General features: G+C 67.4%; 24 protein-coding genes. 14 read left to right on the top strand and 10 right to left on the bottom strand.

The window, feature by feature from the left end; all coding sequences use genetic code 11:
* Positions 1–7: 7 nt before the first annotated feature.
* Together AU198_RS14455 and AU198_RS14460 are read right to left on the bottom strand one after the other, a co-directional pair.
* Complete coding sequence (locus AU198_RS14455; RefSeq protein ID WP_064348841.1) at positions 8–913, bottom strand: SDR family NAD(P)-dependent oxidoreductase; 906 nt, start codon at positions 911–913, stop codon at positions 8–10.
* Between the two features lie 65 nt (positions 914–978).
* The gene (locus AU198_RS14460; RefSeq protein ID WP_064348842.1) at positions 979–1,875 is read right to left on the bottom strand and encodes an enoyl-CoA hydratase/isomerase family protein; all 897 of its coding nucleotides are present in this window, start codon (positions 1,873–1,875) and stop codon (positions 979–981) included.
* A gap of 81 nt (positions 1,876–1,956) precedes the next feature.
* Here AU198_RS14460 and AU198_RS14465 point away from each other — a divergent pair, with 81 nt between their 5' ends.
* Genes AU198_RS14465 through AU198_RS14480 form a run of 4 tightly spaced genes read left to right on the top strand, consistent with a single transcriptional unit; the run spans position 1,957 to position 5,974 of the window.
* Complete coding sequence (locus AU198_RS14465; protein WP_064348843.1) at positions 1,957–2,382, top strand: SRPBCC family protein; 426 nt, start codon at positions 1,957–1,959, stop codon at positions 2,380–2,382.
* A gap of 46 nt (positions 2,383–2,428) precedes the next feature.
* Positions 2,429–3,739 (top strand): amidohydrolase family protein, encoded by a 1,311-nt coding sequence (locus AU198_RS14470; protein WP_064348844.1) that lies wholly within the window; start codon positions 2,429–2,431, stop codon positions 3,737–3,739.
* Positions 3,736–4,929, top strand: a complete 1,194-nt coding sequence (locus AU198_RS14475; RefSeq protein ID WP_064348845.1) for an acyl-CoA dehydrogenase family protein — start codon at positions 3,736–3,738, stop codon at positions 4,927–4,929. Before AU198_RS14470 ends, AU198_RS14475 begins: the two co-directional genes overlap by 4 nt.
* Positions 4,919–5,974, top strand: a complete 1,056-nt coding sequence (locus AU198_RS14480; protein ID WP_064348846.1) for an acyl-CoA dehydrogenase family protein — start codon at positions 4,919–4,921, stop codon at positions 5,972–5,974. Before AU198_RS14475 ends, AU198_RS14480 begins: the two co-directional genes overlap by 11 nt.
* A gap of 25 nt (positions 5,975–5,999) precedes the next feature.
* Here AU198_RS14480 and AU198_RS14485 read toward each other — a convergent pair whose 3' ends face one another.
* Positions 6,000–7,214, bottom strand: a complete 1,215-nt coding sequence (locus tag AU198_RS14485; protein ID WP_064348847.1) for a cytochrome P450 — start codon at positions 7,212–7,214, stop codon at positions 6,000–6,002.
* A 130-nt stretch (positions 7,215–7,344) separates the two neighbouring features.
* Between AU198_RS14485 and AU198_RS14490 the strand changes: the two genes are divergently transcribed.
* Genes AU198_RS14490 through AU198_RS14500 form a run of 3 tightly spaced genes read left to right on the top strand, consistent with a single transcriptional unit; the run spans position 7,345 to position 10,753 of the window.
* Positions 7,345–9,411 (top strand): CoA transferase, encoded by a 2,067-nt coding sequence (locus AU198_RS14490; protein ID WP_231744672.1) that lies wholly within the window; start codon positions 7,345–7,347, stop codon positions 9,409–9,411.
* A 2-nt stretch (positions 9,412–9,413) separates the two neighbouring features.
* Complete coding sequence (locus AU198_RS14495) at positions 9,414–9,638, top strand: hypothetical protein (protein WP_064348848.1); 225 nt, start codon at positions 9,414–9,416, stop codon at positions 9,636–9,638.
* The gene (locus AU198_RS14500; RefSeq protein ID WP_064348849.1) at positions 9,635–10,753 is read left to right on the top strand and encodes a thiolase family protein; all 1,119 of its coding nucleotides are present in this window, start codon (positions 9,635–9,637) and stop codon (positions 10,751–10,753) included. Before AU198_RS14495 ends, AU198_RS14500 begins: the two co-directional genes overlap by 4 nt.
* A 2-nt stretch (positions 10,754–10,755) precedes the next feature.
* Here the strand turns inward: AU198_RS14500 and AU198_RS14505 are convergent, their stop codons facing one another.
* Entirely contained in the window at positions 10,756–11,988 is a 1,233-nt protein-coding gene (locus AU198_RS14505; protein WP_231744673.1) for a CaiB/BaiF CoA transferase family protein, read from the bottom strand.
* Between the two features lie 78 nt (positions 11,989–12,066).
* Between AU198_RS14505 and AU198_RS14510 the strand changes: the two genes are divergently transcribed.
* Genes AU198_RS14510 through AU198_RS14525 form a run of 4 tightly spaced genes read left to right on the top strand, consistent with a single transcriptional unit; the run spans position 12,067 to position 16,163 of the window.
* On the top strand, positions 12,067–13,290 hold the full coding sequence (locus tag AU198_RS14510; RefSeq protein ID WP_064348850.1) for a CaiB/BaiF CoA transferase family protein: 1,224 nt from the start codon (positions 12,067–12,069) through the stop codon (positions 13,288–13,290).
* Positions 13,291–13,304: 14 nt separating this feature from the next.
* Positions 13,305–14,510 (top strand): CoA transferase, encoded by a 1,206-nt coding sequence (locus AU198_RS14515; protein WP_286141472.1) that lies wholly within the window; start codon positions 13,305–13,307, stop codon positions 14,508–14,510.
* Positions 14,507–14,959, top strand: a complete 453-nt coding sequence (locus AU198_RS14520; protein ID WP_064348851.1) for a VOC family protein — start codon at positions 14,507–14,509, stop codon at positions 14,957–14,959. The genes AU198_RS14515 and AU198_RS14520 overlap by 4 nt, the downstream gene beginning before the upstream one ends.
* A gap of 7 nt (positions 14,960–14,966) precedes the next feature.
* Positions 14,967–16,163, top strand: a complete 1,197-nt coding sequence (locus AU198_RS14525) for a cytochrome P450 (RefSeq protein ID WP_064348852.1) — start codon at positions 14,967–14,969, stop codon at positions 16,161–16,163.
* Here AU198_RS14525 and AU198_RS14530 read toward each other — a convergent pair.
* Positions 16,156–16,956, bottom strand: a complete 801-nt coding sequence (locus AU198_RS14530; protein WP_064348853.1) for an SDR family NAD(P)-dependent oxidoreductase — start codon at positions 16,954–16,956, stop codon at positions 16,156–16,158. The two genes, AU198_RS14525 and AU198_RS14530, sit on opposite strands and share 8 nt — an antisense overlap.
* Positions 16,957–17,123: 167 nt before the next feature.
* Here AU198_RS14530 and AU198_RS14535 point away from each other — a divergent pair, with 167 nt between their 5' ends.
* Entirely contained in the window at positions 17,124–18,170 is a 1,047-nt protein-coding gene (locus AU198_RS14535; protein ID WP_064348854.1) for an acyl-CoA dehydrogenase family protein, read from the top strand.
* A 3-nt stretch (positions 18,171–18,173) separates the two neighbouring features.
* The gene (locus tag AU198_RS14540) at positions 18,174–19,316 is read left to right on the top strand and encodes an acyl-CoA dehydrogenase family protein (RefSeq protein WP_064348855.1); all 1,143 of its coding nucleotides are present in this window, start codon (positions 18,174–18,176) and stop codon (positions 19,314–19,316) included.
* A gap of 1 nt (position 19,317) precedes the next feature.
* On the opposite strand, the gene AU198_RS14545 is transcribed toward AU198_RS14540, so the two are convergent.
* Entirely contained in the window at positions 19,318–19,524 is a 207-nt protein-coding gene (locus AU198_RS14545) for a hypothetical protein (RefSeq protein WP_064348893.1), read from the bottom strand.
* A gap of 114 nt (positions 19,525–19,638) precedes the next feature.
* Here AU198_RS14545 and AU198_RS14550 point away from each other — a divergent pair, with 114 nt between their 5' ends.
* The gene (locus AU198_RS14550; RefSeq protein WP_064348856.1) at positions 19,639–20,934 is read left to right on the top strand and encodes an amidohydrolase family protein; all 1,296 of its coding nucleotides are present in this window, start codon (positions 19,639–19,641) and stop codon (positions 20,932–20,934) included.
* 7 nt (positions 20,935–20,941) lie between these two features.
* Here the strand turns inward: AU198_RS14550 and AU198_RS14555 are convergent, their stop codons facing one another.
* From AU198_RS14555 to AU198_RS14570, 4 genes are read right to left on the bottom strand one after another with little or no spacing between them, the layout of a single operon-like run.
* The gene (locus tag AU198_RS14555) at positions 20,942–21,883 is read right to left on the bottom strand and encodes an SMP-30/gluconolactonase/LRE family protein (RefSeq protein WP_231744675.1); all 942 of its coding nucleotides are present in this window, start codon (positions 21,881–21,883) and stop codon (positions 20,942–20,944) included.
* The gene (locus AU198_RS14560) at positions 21,880–22,401 is read right to left on the bottom strand and encodes a nuclear transport factor 2 family protein (RefSeq protein WP_064348895.1); all 522 of its coding nucleotides are present in this window, start codon (positions 22,399–22,401) and stop codon (positions 21,880–21,882) included. The genes AU198_RS14555 and AU198_RS14560 overlap by 4 nt, the downstream gene beginning before the upstream one ends.
* Before the next feature lie 5 nt (positions 22,402–22,406).
* Positions 22,407–23,183: an SDR family NAD(P)-dependent oxidoreductase gene (locus AU198_RS14565; RefSeq protein ID WP_082691032.1), complete on the bottom strand. Its 777-nt coding sequence runs from the start codon at positions 23,181–23,183 to the stop codon at positions 22,407–22,409.
* Between the two features lie 5 nt (positions 23,184–23,188).
* Positions 23,189–24,010, bottom strand: a complete 822-nt coding sequence (locus AU198_RS14570; protein ID WP_064348857.1) for an SDR family oxidoreductase — start codon at positions 24,008–24,010, stop codon at positions 23,189–23,191.
* Between the last annotated feature and the right edge of the window lie 27 nt (positions 24,011–24,037).

A 24,037-nucleotide genomic window follows, 5' to 3' on the forward strand; every position in this document is an offset into this window, starting at 1 on the left:
CGTCGGGTCACTTGGCAGGGGGCTTGTCGAAGATGTTGGGCCATAGGACGGCTTCCTTGAACGACGTCTCGATCTCGGCGAAGGCGGTGGGGATGTCCCAGGTGCCGGTGGCCGAGACGATCTCTCGCTCGACGACGGGGTTCGACATCAGGCTGATGCGGCCGTTTCCGGCAAAGATGACGCGCCGATTGAGCCAGTCGGACTGTGCACTCGCCAGGTACACCACCGGGGGCACGCAATTCTTCGGCGACAGCCGCACGTTGGAATCGGAATAGTCCATACTTCCACCGCCCTTGATGCCCTGCGTCATTCGGGTTCCGGCGATCGGCGCGATCGCATTCGACGTGACGCCGTAGTTGCGCAGGGCGTTGGCGCAGGAGAACGTCAGACCGACGACGCCCATCTTCGCGGCCGCATAGTTCGGTTGGCTGGGTGCGCCCTGTAGTCCGGACATCGAGGTGAAGTTGATCAGCCGGTACTGGCCGCCACGGTTCTCCCGCCACCATGCGGCGGCATGCCGGGTGATGTTGAACGTGCCCTTGAGATGGACGGCGACAACGGAATCCCAGTCCCGCTCGCTCATCTTGAAGACCATGCCGTCGCGCAGTATGCCCGCGGCGTTGACCACCACGTCCAGCCCGCCGAGCGTATCGGCGGCGCGGCCGATCAAGTCCTCGCAGGAGGCGAAGTCAGTGATGTCGGTGGCGTCCGCGAACGCCTTGCCACCCTGCTGATTGATGGCAGCTGCCACCGCCTCCGCCGGCCCCGCGTCGTGCCCCGTGCCGTCCACCGCAACGCCGGCGTCGGAGACCAGGACGGTCGCCCCCTCGGCCGCCAAACCCTCGGCTACGGCGGCACCGATCCCTCGACCTGCGCCGGTGACCAAGGCCGTCCGTCCGTCCAGCACACCCATTCATCTCTCCTCACCGCACGTTCATCATACAAAACACAAACACAGTCGCTGTTTAATTGTCTTGTCTAGTCGAAGTCCCACTCCCGGTACCGGCGCTCGAGTTCGGCGAGCGCCTCACGGCCGCCCCTTGCCGACCGCTCCTTCATGAAGTTGAACTCGTCGTCCCGCCAGGACAGGTTGCTGAAAACGCTGTGCGCCATGGGAACCCAGTCCCCGAACTGCGCCATGCCCACCGCGTGCCAGAACGTGATCAACCCATGCTTGCCGACCATCAGCCCGTCGGCCGAGTGGTGGGCGATCGCACGCGCGTAGCGCAGCGCCTCGTCACGGAGACCGTCGGCCGGCACGACCGACGCGGCCACCCCCCAGTCGCGCAGCTCCGCGGCGCGCACCTTCCGTCCGGTGATCATCGCCTCGTAGCCGCGGTTCGGACCCAGCTTGAGCAGGATCAACGGCATCGCGGTGGAGAACCCGGCGAACCCGATCCGCGCCTGCGGCCGCGCAAGATACATGTCCTCGGAGACGACCAGGATGTCGGCGGCCAGCGCCAGGTTCATCCCGGCCCCCAGCGTCGCACCCTGACACGCGGCGATGACCGTCTTCGGAAACTCCAGCCAGTTGGTCAGGTGGCGGTGCAACCGGCGGGCATTGCCCATCCGCGCGGTCTGCGGCAGTTTTCCGCCCTTCTTCAGGCCGGCCTGTTCGACGGGCAGCCGCCGGACATCGTCGCCGCTGCAGAAGTCCTTGCCGTCGGCCGCGAGGATGACGACCTTCACCTCGTCGTCGGCCTCGGCGCGATCGAGGTGGGCCTTGAACAGGGCGTGCATGTCGGGCGACAGGATCGCGTTGCGGCGGTCGGGCCTGCTGATCGCGATCTGCGCGATGTGTGGTTCGACAAGTTCGTAGCGCACCCAGTTCTCGTCGACCTCGAAATCGCCCGCGGACCCATCGTCAGCGCTCACGACACCCCGATTCCACCCGGCAGCACACTGCACATCTGAACATATTCCGCTCTATTGTTACATAGATGGTAGGGTCGCCACATGGCGTCGATCAGGGTCAGCAAGGACGTCGCCGCGAGCGCCGAGGCGGTCTGGCGCCTACTCGCCGACTTCGCCGACGTCCGGTGGATTCCGGTGATCAACGACGTCGAGGTCGAAGGGGACGGGCCCGGCATGAGCCGCAGGATCCGCGGCACCGCAGACGGCGACCCGACGGTCGAGACGCTGTTGTGGGCACGGCCGGAGCAGAGAAGGATCTCCTACCGGATCACCAACAACCCGCTGCCGGTAAGCCGCTTCGAGACCGTCGTCTCGGTCTTCGGGTCCGGTGCCGACGGTTGCCGGGTCGAGTGGGACGTGGACTACGAACCATCCGGCGACGACGCCAGCGCGCGAGAGAGCATCGAGTCGGTCTACGGGATGATGGCCGACTGGCTGGCGGCGGCGGCGGTGAACTCCACCGCATAGCTGGAACAGATATACATACTTTGTTCAATAGCCTAGACTGTTCCCGGTGATCGACCCTCTGGACCTCGTGCTGATCAGCGTCGACGACCACACTGTCGAACCACCCGACATGTTCAAGGACAGGGTGCCGTCGCGTTACGCAGACCAGGCACCAAAGATCGTGCAGGACAACAACGGCGTCTGCTTTTGGGAGTACGCGGGTCTGCAGATGCCCAACATCGGGCTCAACGCCGTGGCGGGCCGACCCAACGACGAGTGGGGCTTCGAACCGTCGCGCTTCGAGGACATGCGCACCGGCTGCTTTGACGTCGATGCCCGCGTCGATGACATGAACGCGGCCGGGGTGCTGGCCTCGTTGTGCTTCCCGTCTTTTCCGACCATCTCCGGGGCGCTGTTCACCTACCGCGGCGACCGCGACGTGTCCGAAGTGATGGTCCGCGCCTACAACGACTGGCATCTGGAGGATTGGTGCGGCCGCCATCCGGACCGCTTCATCCCGCTGGGCATCCTTCCGCTGTGGGACCCCGTTCTCGCGGCCGGCGAGGTGGCGCGGCTCGCTTCGAGCGGCTGTCACGCGGTGACGGTGCCCCAACACATCGGAAACTACGGGCAGCCGCCGTGGCAGGATCCGCAATGGGATCCGCTGTGGGAAGCGGTCTGTGAGCACGAGACTATCGTCAACATTCACATCGGCACCGGCGGCGGCGTTCCCGTCCCCTCCGACCAGACGACCTACCTCGCGTACAACTCGATGCTGGCCATCGACACCATGCGGTTCACCGCAGACCTGTTGTTCTCCCCCGTCGTCGTCAAGTTCCCCACGATAAAGTTCGCCCTCTCCGAAGGCGGCATCGGCTGGATTCCGTTCATGCTCGAACGGTTCGAAGACCTCTACGCCCGCCAGCGCGCGTGGACGGGTGACGACCTCGGTGACGGCCTGACCCCGACCGATGTCTTCCGCCGCAATTTCATGTCGTGCTTCATCCGCGACCGGGTCGGTGTCGAGATGCGCGACCGCATCGGCGTGAAGACCCTCTGCTGGGAAATGGACTACCCGCATTCCGACAGCAGCTGGCCGGACGCACCCGAGCAGCTCGCCGCCCAGTTGGAGGGTTGTTCGCCCGATGAGGTCGAAGACATCACCTGGCGAAATGCCGCGCGCGCCTTTGGCTATGACGCCGTCGAGCGTCTCGGGCGGCAGAACTGCACCGTGAAGGCGTTGCGCGAGAAGATCGCCGAACTCGATCTGTCCGCGCCGAAGGTCGATGCGGGCCGCGCCCCCAAGGCCGGCACCACCGCGATCACCTACGGTGACATGAAACAGCGCATGGCGTCGATCATCCGCGGCGGCACGTGACCGATCGTGATTACGGCGTCGTGCTCACCGACGCCGACCGGGCCTTCCGCGACGAGGTGCGCGCCTTCCTGTCGTCGTCGCTGACCTCCGACCTGCTCGGCCGCGACGGAGACGAAACGGCTCGCCTCGACCGACTGCGGGAATGGCAGAATCGCCTGCACGTCGCCGGGCTGGCGGCCATCTCGTGGCCGACCGAATTCGGCGGGCGCGCCGCGACTCCCACCCAACAGCTCATCTTCAACACCGAGATGGCTGCCGTGCACGCCCCGGAACCGATCAACCGCAGCGCGATCAACCAACTGGGTCCGACCATCATCCAGTGGGGCACAGACGAGCAGCGTGCGCGTTACCTCCCCCGCATCCTGTCGGCGGAAGATGTCTGGTGTCAGGGCTTCTCGGAGCCGGAGGCCGGCAGCGACCTCGCGGCGCTCAAGACCACGGCAGTCATCGACGGCGACGAACTCGTCATCACCGGACAGAAGATCTGGACGTCGAAGGCCTCCTACGCGAACCGGATCTACCTGTTGGCCCGGACCGACCCTACCGCGCCGAAGCGGGAGGGAATCAGCTACATCCTGGCCGAGCTGTCCACGCCGGGCATCGAGGTACGGCCGATTCGGCAGATCACCGGCGCCGCCGAGTTCAGCGAGGTGTTCTTCGACGCAGTGCGCGTGCCGCTGGCCAATGTGCTCGGACCGCTGCACGGCGGCTGGAAGGTGGCGAAGTCGACGCTGGGCTACGAGCGGGTGGGCCAAAGCCGCACGCACCGGATCGAGCGTCGCCTCGACATCCTGGTGAAGATGGCGCAGGAGCCGAATGCGCTGACCGACAGCGGTTTCGATGACAGCTATGTCGCCGACCGGATCGCCAGGTATGCGGCCCAGGTCGAGGCGTTACGTCAGATCGCCGCCCAGGCCACCGCCGCCGGCGTGCGGGGCGTCGCCCCTGGCCCGGAGGCCTCCGTCGCCAAGCTTCTCAGCTCGGAGGTGGACCAGTCGATGGCCAACTTCGGTGTCGAACTGTCCGGAGCGTCAGGGGTTTTGGAGCGCGGATCGCCCGGCGCCGCCAAGCGGGGCAACGTCGCCGCGAGCTACCTGCTGATGCGGGCGGCCACCTTTGGTGCAGGCACGTCGGAGATCCAACGCAACGTCATCGCCGAACGACTGCTGGGGCTGCCCCGTGACCCCTGATACCACCGTCTCCCTCGCCGAGATAGCCGACACGGCAGCCGAACTGGCCGAGCTGCGTCGCTCCGCACTCGACATCGTGGCCCGGGCGTGGTCGGTCGACCGCAGCCGCGCGCTTCTGGAAGGGCCGACCCCGGCGTTCGACGACGCGCTATGGGCGACCATCCGCGGGCTGGGCTGGCCCGACGTGCTGGTGCCCGAAAGCGGTGGCGGCGCCGGTGGCACCCTGCGCGAGCTGGCGGTGTTGACCGAGGTGACCGGATCCGTCGCGGCACCGCTGCCACTGGCCGCGACCGGAGCCGCGGCCTGGTCCGAGGGCCGAAGGGTCGACGGCGTCGCGCTCGTGGTTGCGGAGCCGGCCACGCTCGTCGGGCAGACGGTGTCGGGCACATTCGACTGCGTCCCGTACGGCGCCGTCGCCACCCGCCTCGTCGTGCTTGCCCAGGGGGATGGCCGGCAGGTGCTGGGTGTCGTCGACCTCGCGGGCGCGGGAGTGCAGCGCACACCGGTCACCCCCCTCGATCACGGCCCCGCAGCGCGCATCGGTCTCGACCGGGCGCCGCTCGAGACGATCGCCCGTGGCGAGGAAGCGGTCCGCCGCCACCGCGAAGCCGTCATGCGCATGCGCGTGGCGGGGGTGGCCGAGGTCGTTGGCGTCGCCTCCGCCGCCAACGAGGCTGCGACCGAGTACGCAAAAGTGCGCATTGCATTCGACCGGCCGATCGGCGCGTTTCAGGCGATCAAGCATCGGCTCGTCGACCAGCGCGGGGCGATCGAAGTCGGTCGGGCGCTGGTCAATCGGGCCGCCGATGCCTGTGACCACGATCAGCCCGACGCGGAACCGCTGGTGTCGCTGGCGGCTTTTTGGGCCATCGATTCGCTACGCGGCGTCCCGGAGGGGGCGATGCAGGTCTTCGGCGGCATCGCCTACACATGGGAACACGACGCGCATGTGTACCTGCGGCGGGCCACCACGCTCATCGCGGCGCTGGGTTCGCGTGCGCAGCATCGCCGAGTCGTCACCGACTGGCTGGCCGGCCGCAGCTGATCCCGTTGTCGCGAAGCAGTACTCGTCAGCGGTAGTCGAGCGTGACGCCCAGCCGGTCGAAGGTGTTGACCAAGGACGACTCCCGCTTCACCCGCTGCCCTGTGACGCGAACTCGCTTCGCCCGCTTGATCACCTCGGCGAGCACGAACCGCGCCTCGCGGCGGGCAAGCGCCGCCCCCATGCAGAAGTGTTCCCCGACACCGAAACCGAGATGGCCGGACGCATCGGGGCGGGTGATGTCGAACTCGTCGGCCGTGGGTCCCCAATGGTCGACGTCGCGATTGGCCGAGGCGTACGCCATCAGGAGGCCGTCGCCCGCGCGGACCGTCGTACCCCGCAGCTCGACGTCGGCGGCGGCCTGCCGGGCCATGCTCATCACCGGGGTCCACCACCGCATCGTCTCCTCGACGGTGTTCTCCGCCAGCGAAGGATCGGCGAACAGCGCCTCGGCCTGCCCGGGGTGCACATCGAGACAGTGAATGAGGCCGGCCAGCAGGCTCTGGGTGGTTTCGCTACCCGCAGCCAGCAGCGTCATCGCGTAGACCATGATCTGGACCTCGTTGAACGGTTCCCCGTCGATACTCACCTGCGTGAGCATCGTCAACAGGTCGTCACGCGGATCCTTGGCGCGCTCGGCGGCCAGGCCCAACAGATACGGCCCGACCTGATCGAAGATGAGCTGGAAATCCTCGTCGCTGGCCAGCCCGCTGCCGGCCTTGGCGATCGTTGTTGCCCACGACGCGACCTTCGACCAGTCCTCCTCCGGCACACCGAGGAAGTGGGAGAAGACGTATACCGGAATCGGTTCGGCGATGTGCTCGACCCAGTCGAACTCACCGTCGGGCAGCCCGTCGAACGCCTCTGCGACGACCTGCTGCACGCGATCCTCCATCTTGGCGACCGCCGCCGGGGTGAACCTGACCCCGATCGCCTTGCGATGCGCACGGTGTTCGGGCGGGTCCATGAACATGATTCCGCGACTGCCGTATCCCTGCGGGTCGACTCCCTGGCGGTGCGCGATCAGATCCATCATGATTCCGATGCGCTCCGACTTGAACTTCTCCGGCCGCGCCGAGATCGCCTTGATGTCGTCGTACTTGGTGACGACCCAGAACTGACCTTCGTCGTACCAGTGCAGCGGATCCGTCTCGCGCAACCGCCGGAACGTCGCGTTGGGGTCGCCCTGGTAGAACGCGGGGTTATCGAAACGGGCTTCCGACAGGCCGGCGATCGTCGACATATCATGAACAATAGAACACTTCATGTGAATCTGTGAACCCATGGCACAGGACGAGCGCGTCGGGTCGCGGTGGACTCAACAGAACGAATATTGTTCAATTGTTCAGCAGCCTCGGGAAGGAGCGCGCACGGTGAGCCAGGAACGTCCCGCGATGACGGATTTCCTGGCCGGCGTGGCTGTGCTGCAGCTCGGCGACGGCGTCGCCGGCTCGGCCGCCGCAGCGCTCCTGGCGAGCCTGGGCGCCGACGTCACCAGGATTCCCGGCGAGAACGCGCATCGGGTGGGTCCGCAGCTGGCGGGGCCCGACGGGCCGGCCGCGGCCGTCGATTTCGTGCTCGACCACCGCAAGCGGATACTCGACTCCACCGCCGACCCGGCTCGGCACGCCCGCGGCGTAGACATCGTCATCGTCGACGACGCCGCGGCCCCAACCGTCGACGGGTCCACGGTCGTGGTGACACTCACCCCGTTCGGCGCCGACGGACCACAGCATCCCGGAGGTGAACTGGTCGCCCAGGCCAGCGGTGGACTGCTCGCAACGATCGAAGACGGCGACGGGCGACCAATCCCCGCGCCGGGCTACGTCGCTCTCAAGTCCGCGGGGGCCGTCGCGGCACTGGCCGCGCTCCACGGACTGGACCGGCGCGACTCGTCGACGCCGGTACGCGTCGACGTGTCGATCCAGGAAGCGGTCATCTACACCTCGGCGCTGCCGGAGTGCGCGCATGTCGTGTACCGATGCCCGGGTCGCGCGGGCAGCGGTCGGTACCTTGCGCCGTCGGGGGTGTTTCCGTGCCGGGACGGGCTGGTGCGGATCACGGCGGTGGAGAACCATCAGTGGAAGGGCCTGTTGGCGGCGTTCGGACAGCCCGAATGGGCGGCCGGTCTCGACGACCGTCCCGCCCGAATCGAAAACGCGGGCCTGATCAACGCCAAGGTCACCGAGTGGACCCGCGACCGAGACAAGGCCGAATGCGCAGCCATCCTGCAGGCCAACGGCGTCCCCTCGACTCCGGTGAATTTGCCCGGTGAGTTGCTGACTTCGCCGCAGCTGGCCCACCGGAAGTCGTTGACCACGGCGCGATTCGGTGACCGCGACGTCACCGTGCTGGGTCCGCCGTGGCGTACCGATCTCGGCGACCGCGGTCAACACCGGACCGATGGCCTGCGTGGGCTGCGCATTGCCGAGCTCACCCATGTCCTGGCGGGCCCGATCGTCGGCTCGCTGCTCGGTGCGATGGGTGCGACCGTGGTACGCCTGGAGGATCCCGACCGGCTCGACATCTACCGGCGCAGCGGCCCCTTCGCCGATGGGATCGCGGGGCTGGAACGCGGCGCCTACTATGCGGTGGCCAACCACTCCAAACGGAGCGTGCTGATCGACGCGAATCACGCGATCGAGGACGTCGCCGCGGCAGTGTCGCAAGCCGACGTCGTCATCGAGAACGTCGGGTCGTCCCGGCTGAATCGGCTGAACGTGTCACCGGAGCAACTGGCTGCGTCGGGGCGACTCGTGATGCGGGTGTCGGGCTTCGGATCGGACGGGCCGTTGGCCGGATATCGCGTGTACGCGAACAATGTTCAGTCCTACGGTGGCCTGGCGGGCCTGACGACGGGAGACGACGGGAAACCCGCGCGGCTGGGCACCGTGCTGGCCGATCCGTTGTCGTCCGTGGTGGCCGCGGTCGTCATCGCCGCGTGGGCGGTCGGACCGCGCGCCGACACCGGTGCGGTCATCGACCTGTCGATGTCGGAGGTGGTCGCCTACACCGTCGCCGAATATCTCGCCGCGGCATCGGCGGAACTGGTGGACTCGGATTCGGCCGTGCGCCGCGCGGTGTACCGCAGCGCCGACGAGCGGTGGGTGGCGGTCGAGTCGGCCGACGACGAGCCCATCGACACGGCCGAGCTCACCGCACAGATCGGGTCGTCCCGCGCCGAGGTCATCGCGACGAAACTAGCCGCCACTGGTGTCCGCGCCGCCGTCGTACGCAGCGCCGACGAACTGGTCGGCGACCCGCACCTGGCCGCACGCGGCTTCTTCCCCGAAATCGCTCACCCCGACCCGGATTTGCGCACCGGACGGCTGGTGGGTCTGCCGTGGCGGTTCGCCGGCGCGGGACCGCTGCCGCTGACACCACCTCCGGCACTGGGCAGTACATCCTCCAGTGCGATCTTCGAGAGGACGGCTGTCTGACGATGTCCGAGATCGCGACCGTGTGGTCATCGACTTTTGTGCCGTCGAAATCGCCTTTCCCCGACTACGGTCGGGACGGCTACAGCGTCGCGTGGGTCGACACCGACGCCGGCCGGTTCCAGGTTGTGGTCGACGGTGCCCGGCCCGCGCCGGGCACCCCGGGTCGATTGATTCGCGCCACGCTCGGCGAGGACACCGTCGAGATGTTCGTGGCGGATCCGTCGTGACCGGCGTACACATCACCGGGGTCGGTGTCACCGAATTCGGTAAGCACGGCCAGACCCCGCTGGCCGACCTCGGCGTCGCCGCGGCCGAGAAGGCGCTGGAGGACGCGGGCGTCGGGTACGACGCCGTCGGCGAGGTGTTCACCTCCTCGGCGTTGGCAGGACCGCAGACCGGCATCGGTGTGGCACACCGGTTGGGCCGCACAGGAATACCGGTGACCGCGACCGAGAGTGCGTCCGCCGGCGGAATGGTCGCCCTGCGGCATGCGGTCTGGGCGGTCGCGTCGGGTCGCTGTCGCACCGCGCTGGCCATCGGGTACGAGAAGACCACCGCACTGGAACCGGGCGGAGTGGTCCCGGCCGCGGTCGGCTTCTGGGACCGCTTCCCACCGCAACTGCACTACGCCATCGAGGCCGCCCGTTTCCTGCACGACACGGGCTGCGGGCCAGACGTCATCGCCGCCGTCGCCGCCAAGTCCTACAACCAGGCCCGTCTCAATCCTCTTGCCGCACGCCGTAACCCGGACGAGGTGACGGTCGACGACGTGCTCGGCTCGCGGATGGTCGCCGAACCGCTGACCAAGATGATGTGCCACGCCTCGGTCGACGGCGGCGCGGCCATCGTCGTCTCGACAGATCCGGTACCGCGTTCGGTGCCGGTGCTGTCGATCGAGCAGACCAGCTGGCCGGCCGACCGCGACTGGCCCCTGGTCGGACCGGTCGTGGGCCCACCCTCCCAGATCACCCTGACCGCCAAACGCGCGTACGCCAACGCGGGCGTAGATCCACAGGACATCGGGGTGGTGTCGCTGCACGACATGTGCGCCAGCGAGGAGATCACCGCATTGATCGCCATGGGCCTGACCGACGCGGCCGGGGCGGTGAACCTTGCCGAGTCCGGGGGTCTGGCGTCGGACGGCTCCCTACCCACCAATACGGACGGCGGCTGCATCGCCCGCGGCCATCCGATCGGTGCGACCGGGCTGGCGCAGGCCGCCGAAATCGTCAGCCAGCTTCGCGGAGAGGCGGGTCCACGCCAGGTACCGCAACCGCGAATCGGCCTCGCACAGGCCGTCGGCGGTGGTGGCTCGTGCGTGGTGGCCCTACTGGGTGGGTGATCTCACGCGATCGCACCGCTTTCCTTCAGCGCCGTGATGCGGTCCCAGTCACCGCCGAGTTCGAGAATCAGTTGTTCGGTGTCGGCGGCGAACTCCGGCATCGGGCGCAGCCGCAGCGGCGTCTCGTCGAACAGCACCGGGCTGGCGACGAGTTCGGCTCGCTCGCCGCCGGTTTCGACGTCGACGATGCCGCCGTTGGCGCGCAGCTGCGGGTCCGCGGCAACCTCGACGGTGTTCTGCACCACCGCCCATTGGCCGTCGAAGCCCTCCAGCGCCGCCCGCCAGTGCGAGAGTGGCCGCGCGGCGATCGCGGACCGTAGGATCTGGGCGGCCGCCGCGGTGTTCTCGGTCAACGCCTCATGGCCGGCGAAGCGCTCGTCGTCGGCCAACTCACCCACTCCGACGCGACGGCAGAACTCGCCGAAGTAGCGGAAACCCTGCATCATCGACAGGCCGAGGAAGCGGCCGTCCGCGGTCCGGTAGAAGCCGACCAGCGGATTGTTCGGCGCCACGTTCGCGCCGGCGGGGTTGGCCACCCAGGGTTCGCCGCTGACGAGGGCCGCGTTTATCGCCACCCCCGACGCCCACACACCCACGCCGAGTAGCGAGATGTCGACCACACGGGCATGCCCGGTGCGCTCACGCTCGAACAGCGCCGCCGCGATCCCGCCGGCGATGGTCATGCCGCCGATCGAGTCACCGTAGGCCGGGCCCGGTTGCGGGACAACACCTTCCAGGTCGGACGGGGTCGACCCCATGGCCCCCGCGGCGCGGCTCCAGAATCCGGTCATGTCGTAACCGCCGGTGTCGGCCTCAGCGCCGAGTGGCCCGTACGCACTGCCGCGGGCATAGATGAGGCGGGGATTGACCGCGCGCATGTCATCGACGTCGATCTTGAGCTTCTTGCGGGCCTCGGGCAGGAAGTTGGTCAGGAACACATCGGCCGTGCGCGCGATGTCCATCAGCAGCGCGTGGCCGTCCGGCGTCGACATGTCGATGGCCATCGACCGTTTGCCGCGGTTGGCGTGTTCCATCACCGGGTTTCGGTCGCCCTCGATGGTGATGTGGCCCAGGCTGCGCAGCCCGCGTTGGGAGTCGCCCGTGCGCGGGTGTTCGACCTTGATGACGTCGGCCCCCCAGTCGGCCAGCACCGCCCCCGCAGCGGGGACGAACGTCCACTGCGCGACTTCCAGCACGCGCACACCCTTCATCGGCGCAGGGACACCTGCTGTCATCTGCACAGCCTCCGTCGTGGTCAACACCGTCGAATTGAACAATAGAACACTTTATGTCCAGCTGCTATTGTCGCTTCTGTGACGGGCGCGTTGTCCCACGTACGAGTGTGCGACTTGAGTGGTCAGCTGGCGGGTGCCGGAGCCACCAAGATCCTTGCTGCGTTCGGAGCGGAGGTCCTCAGGGTCGAAGACCCTGCCACGCAGGGACTGTGGGACGCCTTGCGCGGCGTCGGCCCGTACGTCGACGAGCGCCGCGGGGTGAACTTCGGCGCCGGGTTCAACAACCACAATGTCGGCAAGTACGGCGTCACGATCAACATGCGCACGCCGGAAGGCAAAGACCTGCTGCGCGAGCTGATCTCGATCAGCGACGTCGTCTGTGAGAACTTCGCGGCAGGCGTCCTGGACAAGCGCGGCTTCGGCTATGCGGAACTGCAGAAGATCAAAGCCGACATCATCTACGTGTCCAACTGCGGGTTCGGCCACACCGGCCCGAATCGGGATTTCAAGACATGGGGGCCGATCGTCCAGGCGATGAGCGGCTTGACGTTCACCGCCGGCCTCCCCGATGCCGAACCCGCCGGGTGGGGCTTCTCCTACATGGATCACATGTCGGCGCTGTACATGACCACGGCCATCCTCGCGGCGTTGCACCACCGCGACAGGACCGGGGAGGGCCAGCACGTCGACCTGGCGACCGTGCCCGCGGGCATCGCGATGCTGCCGACGGAGGTGCTCGACTGGACGGTCAACGGCCGCGCCGCGACCGCCGGCGGTAATCGGGCCGATTTCGCAGAGATGGCGCCTCACGGCATCTACCCGTGTGCGGGCGCGGACCGCTGGATCGCGATCGCCTGCCGCGACGAGCGTGAACTCGGCGTGCTCGCGAAGGTCCTCAACGAACCGGAGTTGTCGTCGGATCGGTTTGCCACCCTCGAGCAGCGTGTGCGCGCCGCTGATGAACTGGACGCGCTGATCGGCAACGTCACCGCCACCCGGGACGCGGCGACGCTCGCCGACGACCTCGTGGCCGCCGGATTACCGGCGAGCATGGTCAAAAGCCCGTCGGAACGTATCGATGACGACCCCGATCTTTCTGCAATGGGGCTCTTCCCCTCGGTGACTCATCCCGATATGGGCGAGGTGCGTGTCGAGGGCATCCCGATGCGATTTTCTGCCACTCCGTGGCAGATCACCTCGGCCGCACCCCGCCTTGGCCAACACAATCGCGAGGTGCTCGTGGATCTGCTCGGCCACTCCGAGGCAGAACTCGACGACTGGGCACAGCGAGGTGTGATCTGACCGCGCTGAGCGACCTGCGGGTCATCGAGATCTCCGACCAGTTCACTCCGGTCGGCGGTCGGGTGCTGGCCGAGTTGGGCGCCGACGTGATCGTGGTCGAGCCGCCGACCGGATCGACTCACCGGGCCCGGCCGCCATTCGTCGAAGATCAGCCGGGTGCGGATCGGAGTCTGCGCTGGTGGGCGGGAAACGTCGGGAAGCGCTCGGTGACAATCGATCTGCGCACCGATGCCGGACAGCGGGATCTTGCGTCGCTGATCGCCACTGCCGACGTGGTCATCGCGGGCAGCGACCGGTGTGAGGACGTCGACTATGCCGCATGCGCGTCCCGTGACGCCCGGTTGATCTGGGTGTCGGTGAGCCCGTTCGGGCTGGGCAGCGTCCGCAGCGGCCAACCGACGACCGACCTGACGATGCTCGCGGGTGGCGGCCCGGTGTGGAACTGCGGATACGACGACCGCACCCTGCCGCCGATCCGGGGAGGCGGCGATCAGTCGGCCAACATCGCCGGAATGTACTGCGCGATCGGTGCTCTCGTGGCCCTCGCACACCGCGATCGAACCGGGCAGGGCCAACTGGTCGATGTCAACGTCAATGCGGCGTGCAACGTCACGAGCGAGCAGACGACGTATCACTGGCTGGTGAACCAGGACATCTGTCTGCGGCAGACGGGCAGGCACGCCTACCCGACACGCAGCTCTCCGGTGCAAGTACGGTGCGCCGACGGGCATTACGCCACCACCGGGGTGCTCCCCCGCAAGCAGGAGGACTTCGCCCGGCTCCTGGCGTGGCTCGACGAACTGGGCCTCTCCGAGGAACTGCCGGAAGCCGTGTTCCTCGAACTGGCGGCCGGCCGGGAGGAACCAGTCGACCTGGCCATGATCGGTGTCGACGACGAAACCACGGCGATCCTCAGCGCCGCGCGCGACGCGATCCGCCTCATCGCGTCAAGACTGCCCGCCAAGGAGTTCTTCGTGACCAGTCAGCGCCGCGGCTTTCCCTGCGGCGCAGTGCTTCCCCCCCACGAGGCGTTCGACGACGAGCACACCGTCGCGCGGGGCTTTCACGTTCCGGTGCCACACCCGGACCTGGACAGGACCATCACCTACCCGGGCACGCCGTACCTGTTCAGCGCGACCCCGCCGGCCGCACCGACGCGGCCGCCGCTGCTGGGCGAGCACAACGCACTGCTCGACGACCTCGCCGAACGACCGCGATGAGCGACGGGCACCGCCTCACCCACATCGGGCTGTGCGTGCGCGACATCGGTCGTGCCGAGCAGTTCTACTGCTCGGCACTGGGTTTCGAAGCCGTCGGCCGGATGACAGTCGACGACGACGCCACCGCCCAGCTGCTCGACGTGCCCGGCCTGCTGCTCGAACTCGTCTACCTGCAGCGCGACGGGTTTCGCCTCGAACTGCTCGGCTACGTCCGGCCGGGAACCGTCGAGGCACCGGGCCCGCGCCCGATGAACACCCTCGGCTTCACCCACCTGTCGTTTCGGGTCGACGACGCCGATCGGGTGGTGGACGCGATCGTGGCGCACGGGGGCCGAGCGCTTCCAGACCGCACCGTCGCGTTCGGCGCCGGCAACCGCGGCCTGATGGCGACCGACCCGGACGGCAACCTGCTCGAGCTCATCGAACGAACTCCCCCGGTGGACAGGTGACGAAATCATGGTGCCAGCGATCAACGAGCTGACGTATTCGCCGTTCTCCAAGGCGATCTTCGATGATCCCTATCCCGTGTACCGCCGGTTGCGCGACGAGGCGCCGGTGTACCGGGATCCTGAAGACCGATGGTGGGTGCTATCCCGATTCGACGACGTCTCCGGCGCGCTGCGCGATTGGTCGACGTACTCCTCCAAGCAGGGCCCCGCGCCGGAGAACCCGGACAACGACGGGCGCAAGTACTCGATCATCTCCATGGATCCGCCACGGCACGACCGGGTCCGTGGAGTGCTCAAGGGATTCTTCACCCCGAAGGCGGTCGCGGCCTTGGAGAATGCGCTGCGCGCGGTCGTGGCACACCACCTCGACAAGCTGCGACCGGACACCACCGTCGACGCCATGGAGGCGTTCGCCTTCTCCATTCCCACCGATGTGATCGGCGACCTGCTCGGCGTTCCGCAGGCCGACCGCGAGCAGCTCCGAGTGTGGTGGGAGGCGTTCCTGACCCGGCACGAAGGCGAGGTCGCGATGCCGGCCAGCGCCATCGAGGCCAACCGCAAGATCAGCGCGTACATCGGCGAGCTCATCGACCATCGCCGCCGGCATCCCGGCGACGATCTCATCAGCACCGTGCTGAACGCGACCTTCGACGACCCCGAGGCCGGCGGCGAGCGCTCGCTCAGCCCCCACGAGGTGCTGATGTTCGCGAACCTGTTGTCGGCGGCGGGCTCGGAGACCACCCAGAAGCTGATCTCCAACGGACTGGTGGCGTTGTACGAGCATCCCGACCAGTGGCGCCGAATCGTCGACGACCCGACATTGATCCCGGCCGCCGTCAACGAGGCACTCAGATACGACACCCCCAGCCACTGGGTCGCGCGCACCCTGACCCGACCCGTCGAAAAACACGGTGTGACAATGGCCGCCGGTGACTGGGTACTCCTGCTGCTCGGCAGCGCCAACCGCGACGAACGCCGCTACCCCGACCCCGACCGGTTCATCATCGACCGCCCACGCGGCACGGACGTGTACTTCGGTTGGGGCATCCACATCTGCCTCGGCCAGTGGTTGGCCCGCCGGGAGGCTCAACTCGTCTTGGAGTACATCGCCAAGAAGTTCCCGAACTACTCGATCGGGGCGCACGAGCGCGTGCTGACCGCCACCGTGCGGGGATACACCAGCGTGGAGATGACGCTCAGGTAGCGCTGAACACACCTGGCGACTGCGAATAGTCCACGGTCGACAACTCGGTCATGCCGCCGTCGACGTGCAGCACGGTTCCGGTGACGAACGCCGCGTCGTCACTGGCGAGGAAGGTCACAGCCGGTGCGATCTCGGTGTCCGGATCGGCGCCGCGCTTCATCGGCGATGCGTCCGCGGTGCGGGTGTAGTTGTCCCATTCGGTGCCGATCATCTTGCGCTGCACGTCCGTCAGCGCGAAGGGGCACACCGCGTTCACCCGGATGCCATGGCGCGCCCACTCGTTGGCGGCGACCTTCGTCAACGCCTGAATCGCCCCCTTGGCCGCGGAATACGGTGCGGTGTAGGCCATCCCGCCGAGCGCAGAACCCGAGACGAAGTTGACCACCGACGCCTTACCGGATTCCTTCAGCACGCCGAACGCCGACTGCATGAACCGGAACGTCGCCTTTGGGCCCGTGGCTTCCGACAATTCCCAGTCCTTGTCCGAGACCAGTTCCAGCGCCTTGGGCATCGCGAAATACTGGGCGGCGTTGACCAGGACGTCGAGGCGCCCGTCGACGGCGGCCGCCTGCACGGCGGCCTCGATGTCCTCCCGCTTGGCCACATTCGCCCGGACGAATGCCGCCCTACCCCCTGCCGATTCGATGATCCCGACGCACTCGCGGCCCTTCTCCTCGTTCAGGTCGACGATCGTCACCCGCGCGCCTTCGGCCGCAAGTCGACGAGCGACCGCGCGCCCGAGCCCCTGAGCACCACCCGTGACGAGGGCGTTTCGATTCTCCAGCCGGGACAAGACGAGCCTCCTCGAGTGAACAGTTGAACAATATTCGTTCTATCATTCATGATGGTATCCGAACGCACAGGAAGGAAGCCGGATGCGTGTCGAAGTGGATCGCGAGCGCTGCGAATCCAATGCGGTGTGTGGGCTGGCACAGCCTCTGACAGACGGCTGATCGGTCGATGGACATCGGCCTGACCGACGAGCAAAAGCTCCTGCAGGACACCGTATCCGCGCTGGCGGATCAGTTGGCGACCACGGATCCGAGCGACATCGGTAGCGGTGACACCCTGGCGCGGCAGTGGAGCCAGGTGGTCGAGATCGGCATTCCCACCCTGCGCTCCCCCGCCCTGTGCGGGCTGGAGGCCAGTGGGGTCGAGACGATCCTGGCGATCGAGCAGCTGGCCCGCACGCTGTGTGCGGTGCCGGTCGCCGGTCAAGCGGTGCTCGCCGCCGAGTTGTTGGAAGCCGCGCGCGCGGAGAAGGAATTGGATCTTCTGGCCGAGGGACAACTGCGCATCGCCCCGGCGCTGACCGTCGACCTGCGCCGGTTCGGCGCCTCAGACGGCGGCGCGGTGGCGTTCGACGCCGCAGGCGCGACCCACGTTCTGGTGGCCAACCAGGCCGACGGGCTGCGCCACCTCGGCACGGCCCCACTGGGCGGCGGAGCGGCCGCCGACGGCCTCGATCTCACCCGGACGCTGCGCCGACTGCCCTCCGACAGCGCGGTGCCGATCGCCACCGTCGGCGAGCCGATCTCCGAGGAGCGCTGGCGTCGCGTCGAAGCACTCGCACTGACCGTCGTCGCCGCCGACCTGCTCGGGGTCATGCAGGGCGCCCTCGATGACGCGGTCCGCTACGCCGGGGAGCGAGTCCAATTCGGGGTCCCGATCGGCTCGTTCCAGGCGGTGCAGCACATGCTCGCCGATGCGCTGATCGGCGTCGAGGGCGCGCGAAGCTGCGTGTGGCACGCGGCGTGGGCCGTCGACCACCTGCCCACCGAGGAGGCCTTGCTGGCGGCCATGACGGCCAAGGCGTACGCCGCCGCGGCCGGCCGTGACGTCGTGGAGACCGCGGTTCAGGTGTTCGGCGGGATCGCCATCACCTGGGAGCACGTCTCGCATCTACGTGTGCGCCGAACTCTGCTGAACCGCCGTCTGTTCGGCGACGAGACGGCCCAGTACGAGGCAATCGCACACCTGCGGTTGGCCAACGAGGGGTTGGCATAGGCGATGGACTTCAACGACACCCCTGAGGAAGCGCAATTCCGGGCACACCTGCGTCAGTGGCTGCGCGACCACAGCGCCGACGCCGCGATCCCCGACGACCCCGCGGCACGCGCGGACGCCCAGAACGCCTGGCATCAGACCCTGTATGAAGCCGGATACATCGGGTTGTCGTTTCCCGTCGAGTACGGCGGCCACGGCCTGCCCCCCATCTACGAAGCCATCCTCAACGACGAGTTGGGCCGCGCCGGCGCGGCGCCGATCGAAGGGGTCGGCCACCTCAGTAACGCACTGCGGCTGTTCGGCTCCGACACCCAGCGCGCCGAACTGCTGCCCGGCCTGCTCTCGGGCCGGGTGCGGTGGTGTCAGGGGTTCAGCGAACCCGAGGCCGGATCGGACCTGGCCGGGCTCAAGACCCGGGCCGACCTCGTCGAAACCGGTGCTCGGAGCGTGTTTCGGGTCAACGGGCGCAAGATCTGGACAAGCTTCGCCGCCGTCGCCGACTGGTGTTTTCTGTTGTGCCGCACCGAACCCGACGTCCCCAAGCATCAGGGCATCTCGGTGTTGCTGGTGCCGATGTCGACAGCCGGTATCACCGTCACGCCGATCGTCAACTCCGCACGCAACCGCGAATTCACCGAGGTGACGTTCGACGACGTCGAGGTGCCCGAGGAGAACCTGCTCGGCGAGCGCGGGCAGGGCTGGACGATCGCCAACCAGTTGCTCGCCTACGAGCGCGGCCCCAGCGACATCAACTGGATCAGCAGGCTGTCAAGGCAATTGCGCGACTTAGAACAGCAGGTGCGCCGCGGGCAGTTGGAGAACTCCCCGATGACCCGGGTTCGGCTCGGTCGCGTGTACGCGGAATTGCGTGCCCTGCAGGTCAAGGTGTTGCGGTCGTTGAGTGAGCGGCAGCGTGGCGCCCTCCCGGGTCCGGAAGGGTCCGTCGACAAGCTGCTGATGGCCCGCGCCGACCAGGTGTTCGGCCACACGATGATGGATCTCACCGACAGCGAACCGCTGCTGCGCGAGGGGCTGGAGTGGGACATCTACGTATGGTCGAGGGCCGCGGGGATCTACGGCGGGACCGCGCAGATTCAGCGCAACATCGTCGCGCAACGGGTGCTCGGCCTCCCGCGATCGAAGTGACTCAGTTCGGCGCCCGTCCATCAACGAGTTGGGCATGCGCCTCTTGAAGCGCCGCGAGCCGACGCAGCGTGACCTCGTCGGACGCGCCGGCGTCCACCCTGGCCCTGACGTCGGCGATCTCGGCGGCCAACCGTTCGGCAGCCTCGGCGCGGGTCAGCAGATCCTGATCGGCCCAGTCGTCGTGCGGAATGCGATCACTGGGATCCATCGGCGCCTCCTTGCCACGGTTGAGTTCCCACACCACCGGGCGCTATAGTCAACTAAGCATAATATGTTCAATTGTTCTATTGAGCCTATCAGCCGGAAGGACGGGGAACCAGCGATGCCACTGCAACCGTCGATGAAGCTGCTCTCGGTCGACGACCACCTCATCGAACCTCCGCACGTCTGGTCCGACCGCCTGCCCGAGAAGTATCTGCACGACGGCCCCCGCATCGTAGAGTTCCCGCGGGACGGCAAGCCGCCGATGCACCAGTGGGTCTACGAGGGGCGGGCGTATCCCAACATCGGGCTCAACGCCGTCGCCGGCAAGCGTCCCGAGGAGTTCGGCGTGGACCCGGTGCGTTACGACGACATGATCCCCGGGTGCTACGACCCCAAGGCGCGCCTGCTGGACATGGACATCGACGGAGTCCACGCGATGCTGTGCTTCCCGTCCTTTCCGCGGTTCTGCGGCACGGTTTTCCTCGAGGGCACCGACAAGGACCTGGCACTGCTGTGCGTGCAGGCATGGAACGACTTCTCGATCGACGAGTGGTGTGCCACCGATCCGGCGCGGTTCATCCCGATGATGATCACCCCGCTGTGGGACACCCAGCTCATGGTCAAGGAGATCGAGCGCATGGCGGCCAAGGGTTGTCGCGCCGTCGGCCTGCCCGATAACCCTTTGAATCTCGGCCTACCGAGCTTCCACACCCCGCATTGGGATCCGGTGTGGTCCGCTTTGGAGGAGACCAACTTGACCGCGGTCATGCACTTCGGCTCCGGCGGCATGCCACCGGCCACCGCGCCCGAAGCGCCGTTCGCGGTGATGGTGACGCTCATGGGCACGACGTCGATGTCGGCGGCGGTCGAGCTGATGTTCTCCCCGGTCTTTCACAAGCACCCGAACTTGAAGGTCGCGTTCTCCGAAGGCGGCATCGGATGGATGCCGTACATCATCGAGCGCGCCGACTACGTGTGGCGTAAACACAAGTATTACCAGAACATCCATCCGACGATCGCGCCGTCAGAGTTGTTCCGCCGCAACATCACCGGTTGCTTCATCGAGGATGAGGTCGGGGTTGGACTGCGCCATCTGATCGGCATCGACAACATCACCTGGGAGTGCGACTATCCGCACTCCGACTCGTTCTGGCCGAAGAGCCGGGCTCGCGCCGAGGAGATGCTGGCCGGTGTTCCCGACGAAGAAGCGCACAAGATCGTCGAACTCAACACCCGCCGCTGGTACGCGTTCCCAGAGGAGGGGTTCGCCTCCTGCACGGCCGACTCCGGCTGGCGGCCCAACGGTGGCAATCCGCCGGAGTACGACTACGACGCCGTGATGTCCGACCACGGCGGCGTCGGGTACGGCGCCTTCATCCAGAATCTCGCCGACCAGATGACCAACAAGGAATAGCCGCGACTCACCGAATTCCCGCGGCGGCCAACCAGTCCTCGACGACCAGGATCCGCCCGGACGAGGCGAGGGTCATGTAGAGCGTCGACTCGTCCGCGCTGAGCGTCACGTTGGTGGTCATTGGATCGTCCGCGGGAACGGCGCCGAGCAGTGTCCCGTCCGCCGAGAAGATCGTCAGCCCGCCGGTGCCGAGCGTCGCCACCAGAATCCGCCCCGCGGTGTCGACGCACAGGCCGTCGGCGCCACCGACATTCAGCGGTCCTCCGCTCGGCACCGTCGCCAACCCACGCGCAGCCTTGATGACGCCGGGTGCGGCGAGGTCGAATTCCCAGATCCGGCGCGTTCTGGTCTCGGCGACATACAGTTTCGATTCGTCGGGCGAGAGCGCAACCCCGTTCGGCATCTCCAGCGGGTAGACCACCTCTCGCAATTCGCCGTCGAGGGTGCCGTACAGGAGCCCGGTGACATCGCGAGTGCGACCCCTCAACGTTCCGCCGTCGGTGACGTAGAAGCCACCAGACGAGTCCACGCACACGTCGCTCGGACGGACCAGCGGTGACCGTTGCCCATCGCGGGCGATGAATTCGGTGGTCAGCGAGTCAACCCGACCGTCTGTGTCGACGATCTGGATCGCAGGTGTCAGCGGTGCGGCCGCGGCTCCGATCGGACGGAACAGCATGGCGCAGCCGTCGAAATCGTACGGCCACGGTCCGATTCCGAACGTGGCGCCGCCGTTCTGACAGACGACGAGCCGACCATCTGGCAGCCGGGCGATCCCGTTCGGCCCGCCGCCGGTGTCGGCGACCTTCTCCTTGGTGCCGTCGGGCCGCACCCGCGCGATGCACCCGGCGGCGATCTCCGAGACCAGAATCGACCCGTCCGCCTCCGCAATCGGGCTCTCCGGAAATGCCAGACCGTCGGTGAGGTAGTAGTGGGTGCCGCGCGTCACGATCGACCCGCCCACCAGCTGTGGAACACACTGTCGGACAACGGGATATCGCCGACACCGATTTGGCCGGCGGGCCAGTTGGCTGCCGGTTGGCGCAGCGGCGACTGGGCGTGCCCGATGCCGTACCACAGGCGGTGCCTGCGGTGGGAGAACAGCCACCGGCCGTCGCGCAGTTCGTAGCGATCCTCGTATTTGATGAGCTGCTCGACGAAGCCGTCGGCCTCGGTCTGGGCGAAACAGTGTGCCCACACCTGGCCGCGGGCCTGCGCGTCGTCATCGAAGTCGATCAAATGGTTGGCCACGAGGATCACCACGAACAGGCATCCGTCGAGGCTGTGTGCCATCAGCCGCCGCAGTCCGTCTGGACCGTCGCCGTATTCGCCGAAGCGGGCGTCCGGCGAGTACAGGTCGACCATCGCGTCGACGTCTCGTGACTCGAGCGCGGCCGCGTACCGGAATGCGAGCTGACGAATTTCGTCGCGTGCCACCAACATTGCGACCTGGTCGCGGTGAGCCATCCGCATCAGCCTCCTGTCACGTTGATGTCCTGGCCGGTGATCGCCGACGCGGCGTCGGAGGCCAGCCAGATGGAGACGTCCGCGACCTCGTCCGGGCGGATCAGTCGGCCCATTTTGGTCGACGCGACCAGTGTGCGTCGCACCTCGTCCGGACTCACTCCATCGGCGGCCGCCCGCCGGGCCAGGTAGTTGTCGACCAACTGACCCTCCACCGTGCCGACCACCAGGGTGTTGACCCGGATCCCGGCGGTCCCCACTTCCAGTGCCAGCGTCTGCCCCAGTGCGCTCAATGCCAGCTTGGCCGCGGCGTAGTGCGCCTTCTGCGGTTGAACCGTGCGCGCCGCAGCCGAGGACAGGAACTGGATATTGCCGCTCCTGGCCGGAATCATTGCCTGCCGCAGCGCCTCTCGCGACAACACCATCGGGGCGACGAGATTCGTTGCAAGCACCTCGTTCCAGTTGTCGACGGTGGCCTCCACGACCGGCTGATCGGTGCCCGGTATCGCGGCGTTGTTGACCAGGACATCGAGACGCCCCCAGCGGGACATGACCGCGGAAACGACGTCCCTGCACTGACTCTCGTCCCGGATGTCGGCGACGTGCACCGAGGCATGGCCACCGTCCTCGGCGATCGCGTCCGCGGTCACCGCCAGTTGGTCTGGCCGCCGCGCGACCAACGCGACCGTGGCGCCGCTGCGCGCGTACCGCCGCGCGATCACACGGCCGATTCCACCGCTCGCGCCGGTGACGACGACGACGCTGTTCGCGAGGTCCGCACTCATGGCCACTACCCGTCCAACAGCATCTTCGCCATCGGCGTGCCTGCGGGGAACACCTCGGTGATGCCGGCGCTGAGATATCCCGAGTCGGTCACCATTGTGATGCCGTTGACGACGCGCGCCGCATCACTGCACAGGAACAGCAGCGGGTAGGCCTGTTCCATCGGCGTGGCGGCGGCCACGCCGACCTTCGCGCGGTAGTCGGCACCGAAGTCGAGCCAGAGTTCCGCATTGGCCCGCGCCAGTGGCGTGTCGGTGGGACCGGGGCAGATGGCGTTGATGCGGATGCCGTCGGAGATGAGATCCATGGCCTCGCGCGCCACGTACGCGCATACCGCCTGTTTGGTGAACATGTAGTGCGCACAACCGTTGTCGACCGCCCACGCGGCGGCGGTGTCGAAGTCCAGGATGTCGAGGAACTCGGTGAGCTGCGGCAGGTTCGACCGCCAGGCGAGGCCGGCCGCCGACGAGATGAACCCGATCGCGCTGCCCCGGGGGAGCATGTCCTCGGCGCGCATTCGCTCGATGAGGTGGCGGTGACCGATGAAGTTGATGCGCTCGATACCGGGACCGTCCGCCACGCCCGCGCACGCGAAGACGGCGTTGACGGTGCCCCCGCATTCGGCCACCGCAGTGTCGATGCTGTTCCGGTCCGCCAGATTCACTCGGATCGCGGTGACGCCGGGCAGGTCGCAGTCGGCGTAGTCCATGACCACGACGTCGGCACCCGCGTCCTGAGCGAGCCGAGCTGTGGCATTGCCCATCCCGGTGGCGCCACCGACGACGACGACACGCTTGTCTCGATAGGAGAAGGCGTCGAACAGGCTCATGATGCCTCCAGTGTGGTCGCTGCCGTT

It is taken from the genome of Mycobacterium sp. GA-1199 (genome assembly GCF_001500045.1).
GTDB lineage: Bacteria > Actinomycetota > Actinomycetes > Mycobacteriales > Mycobacteriaceae > Mycobacterium.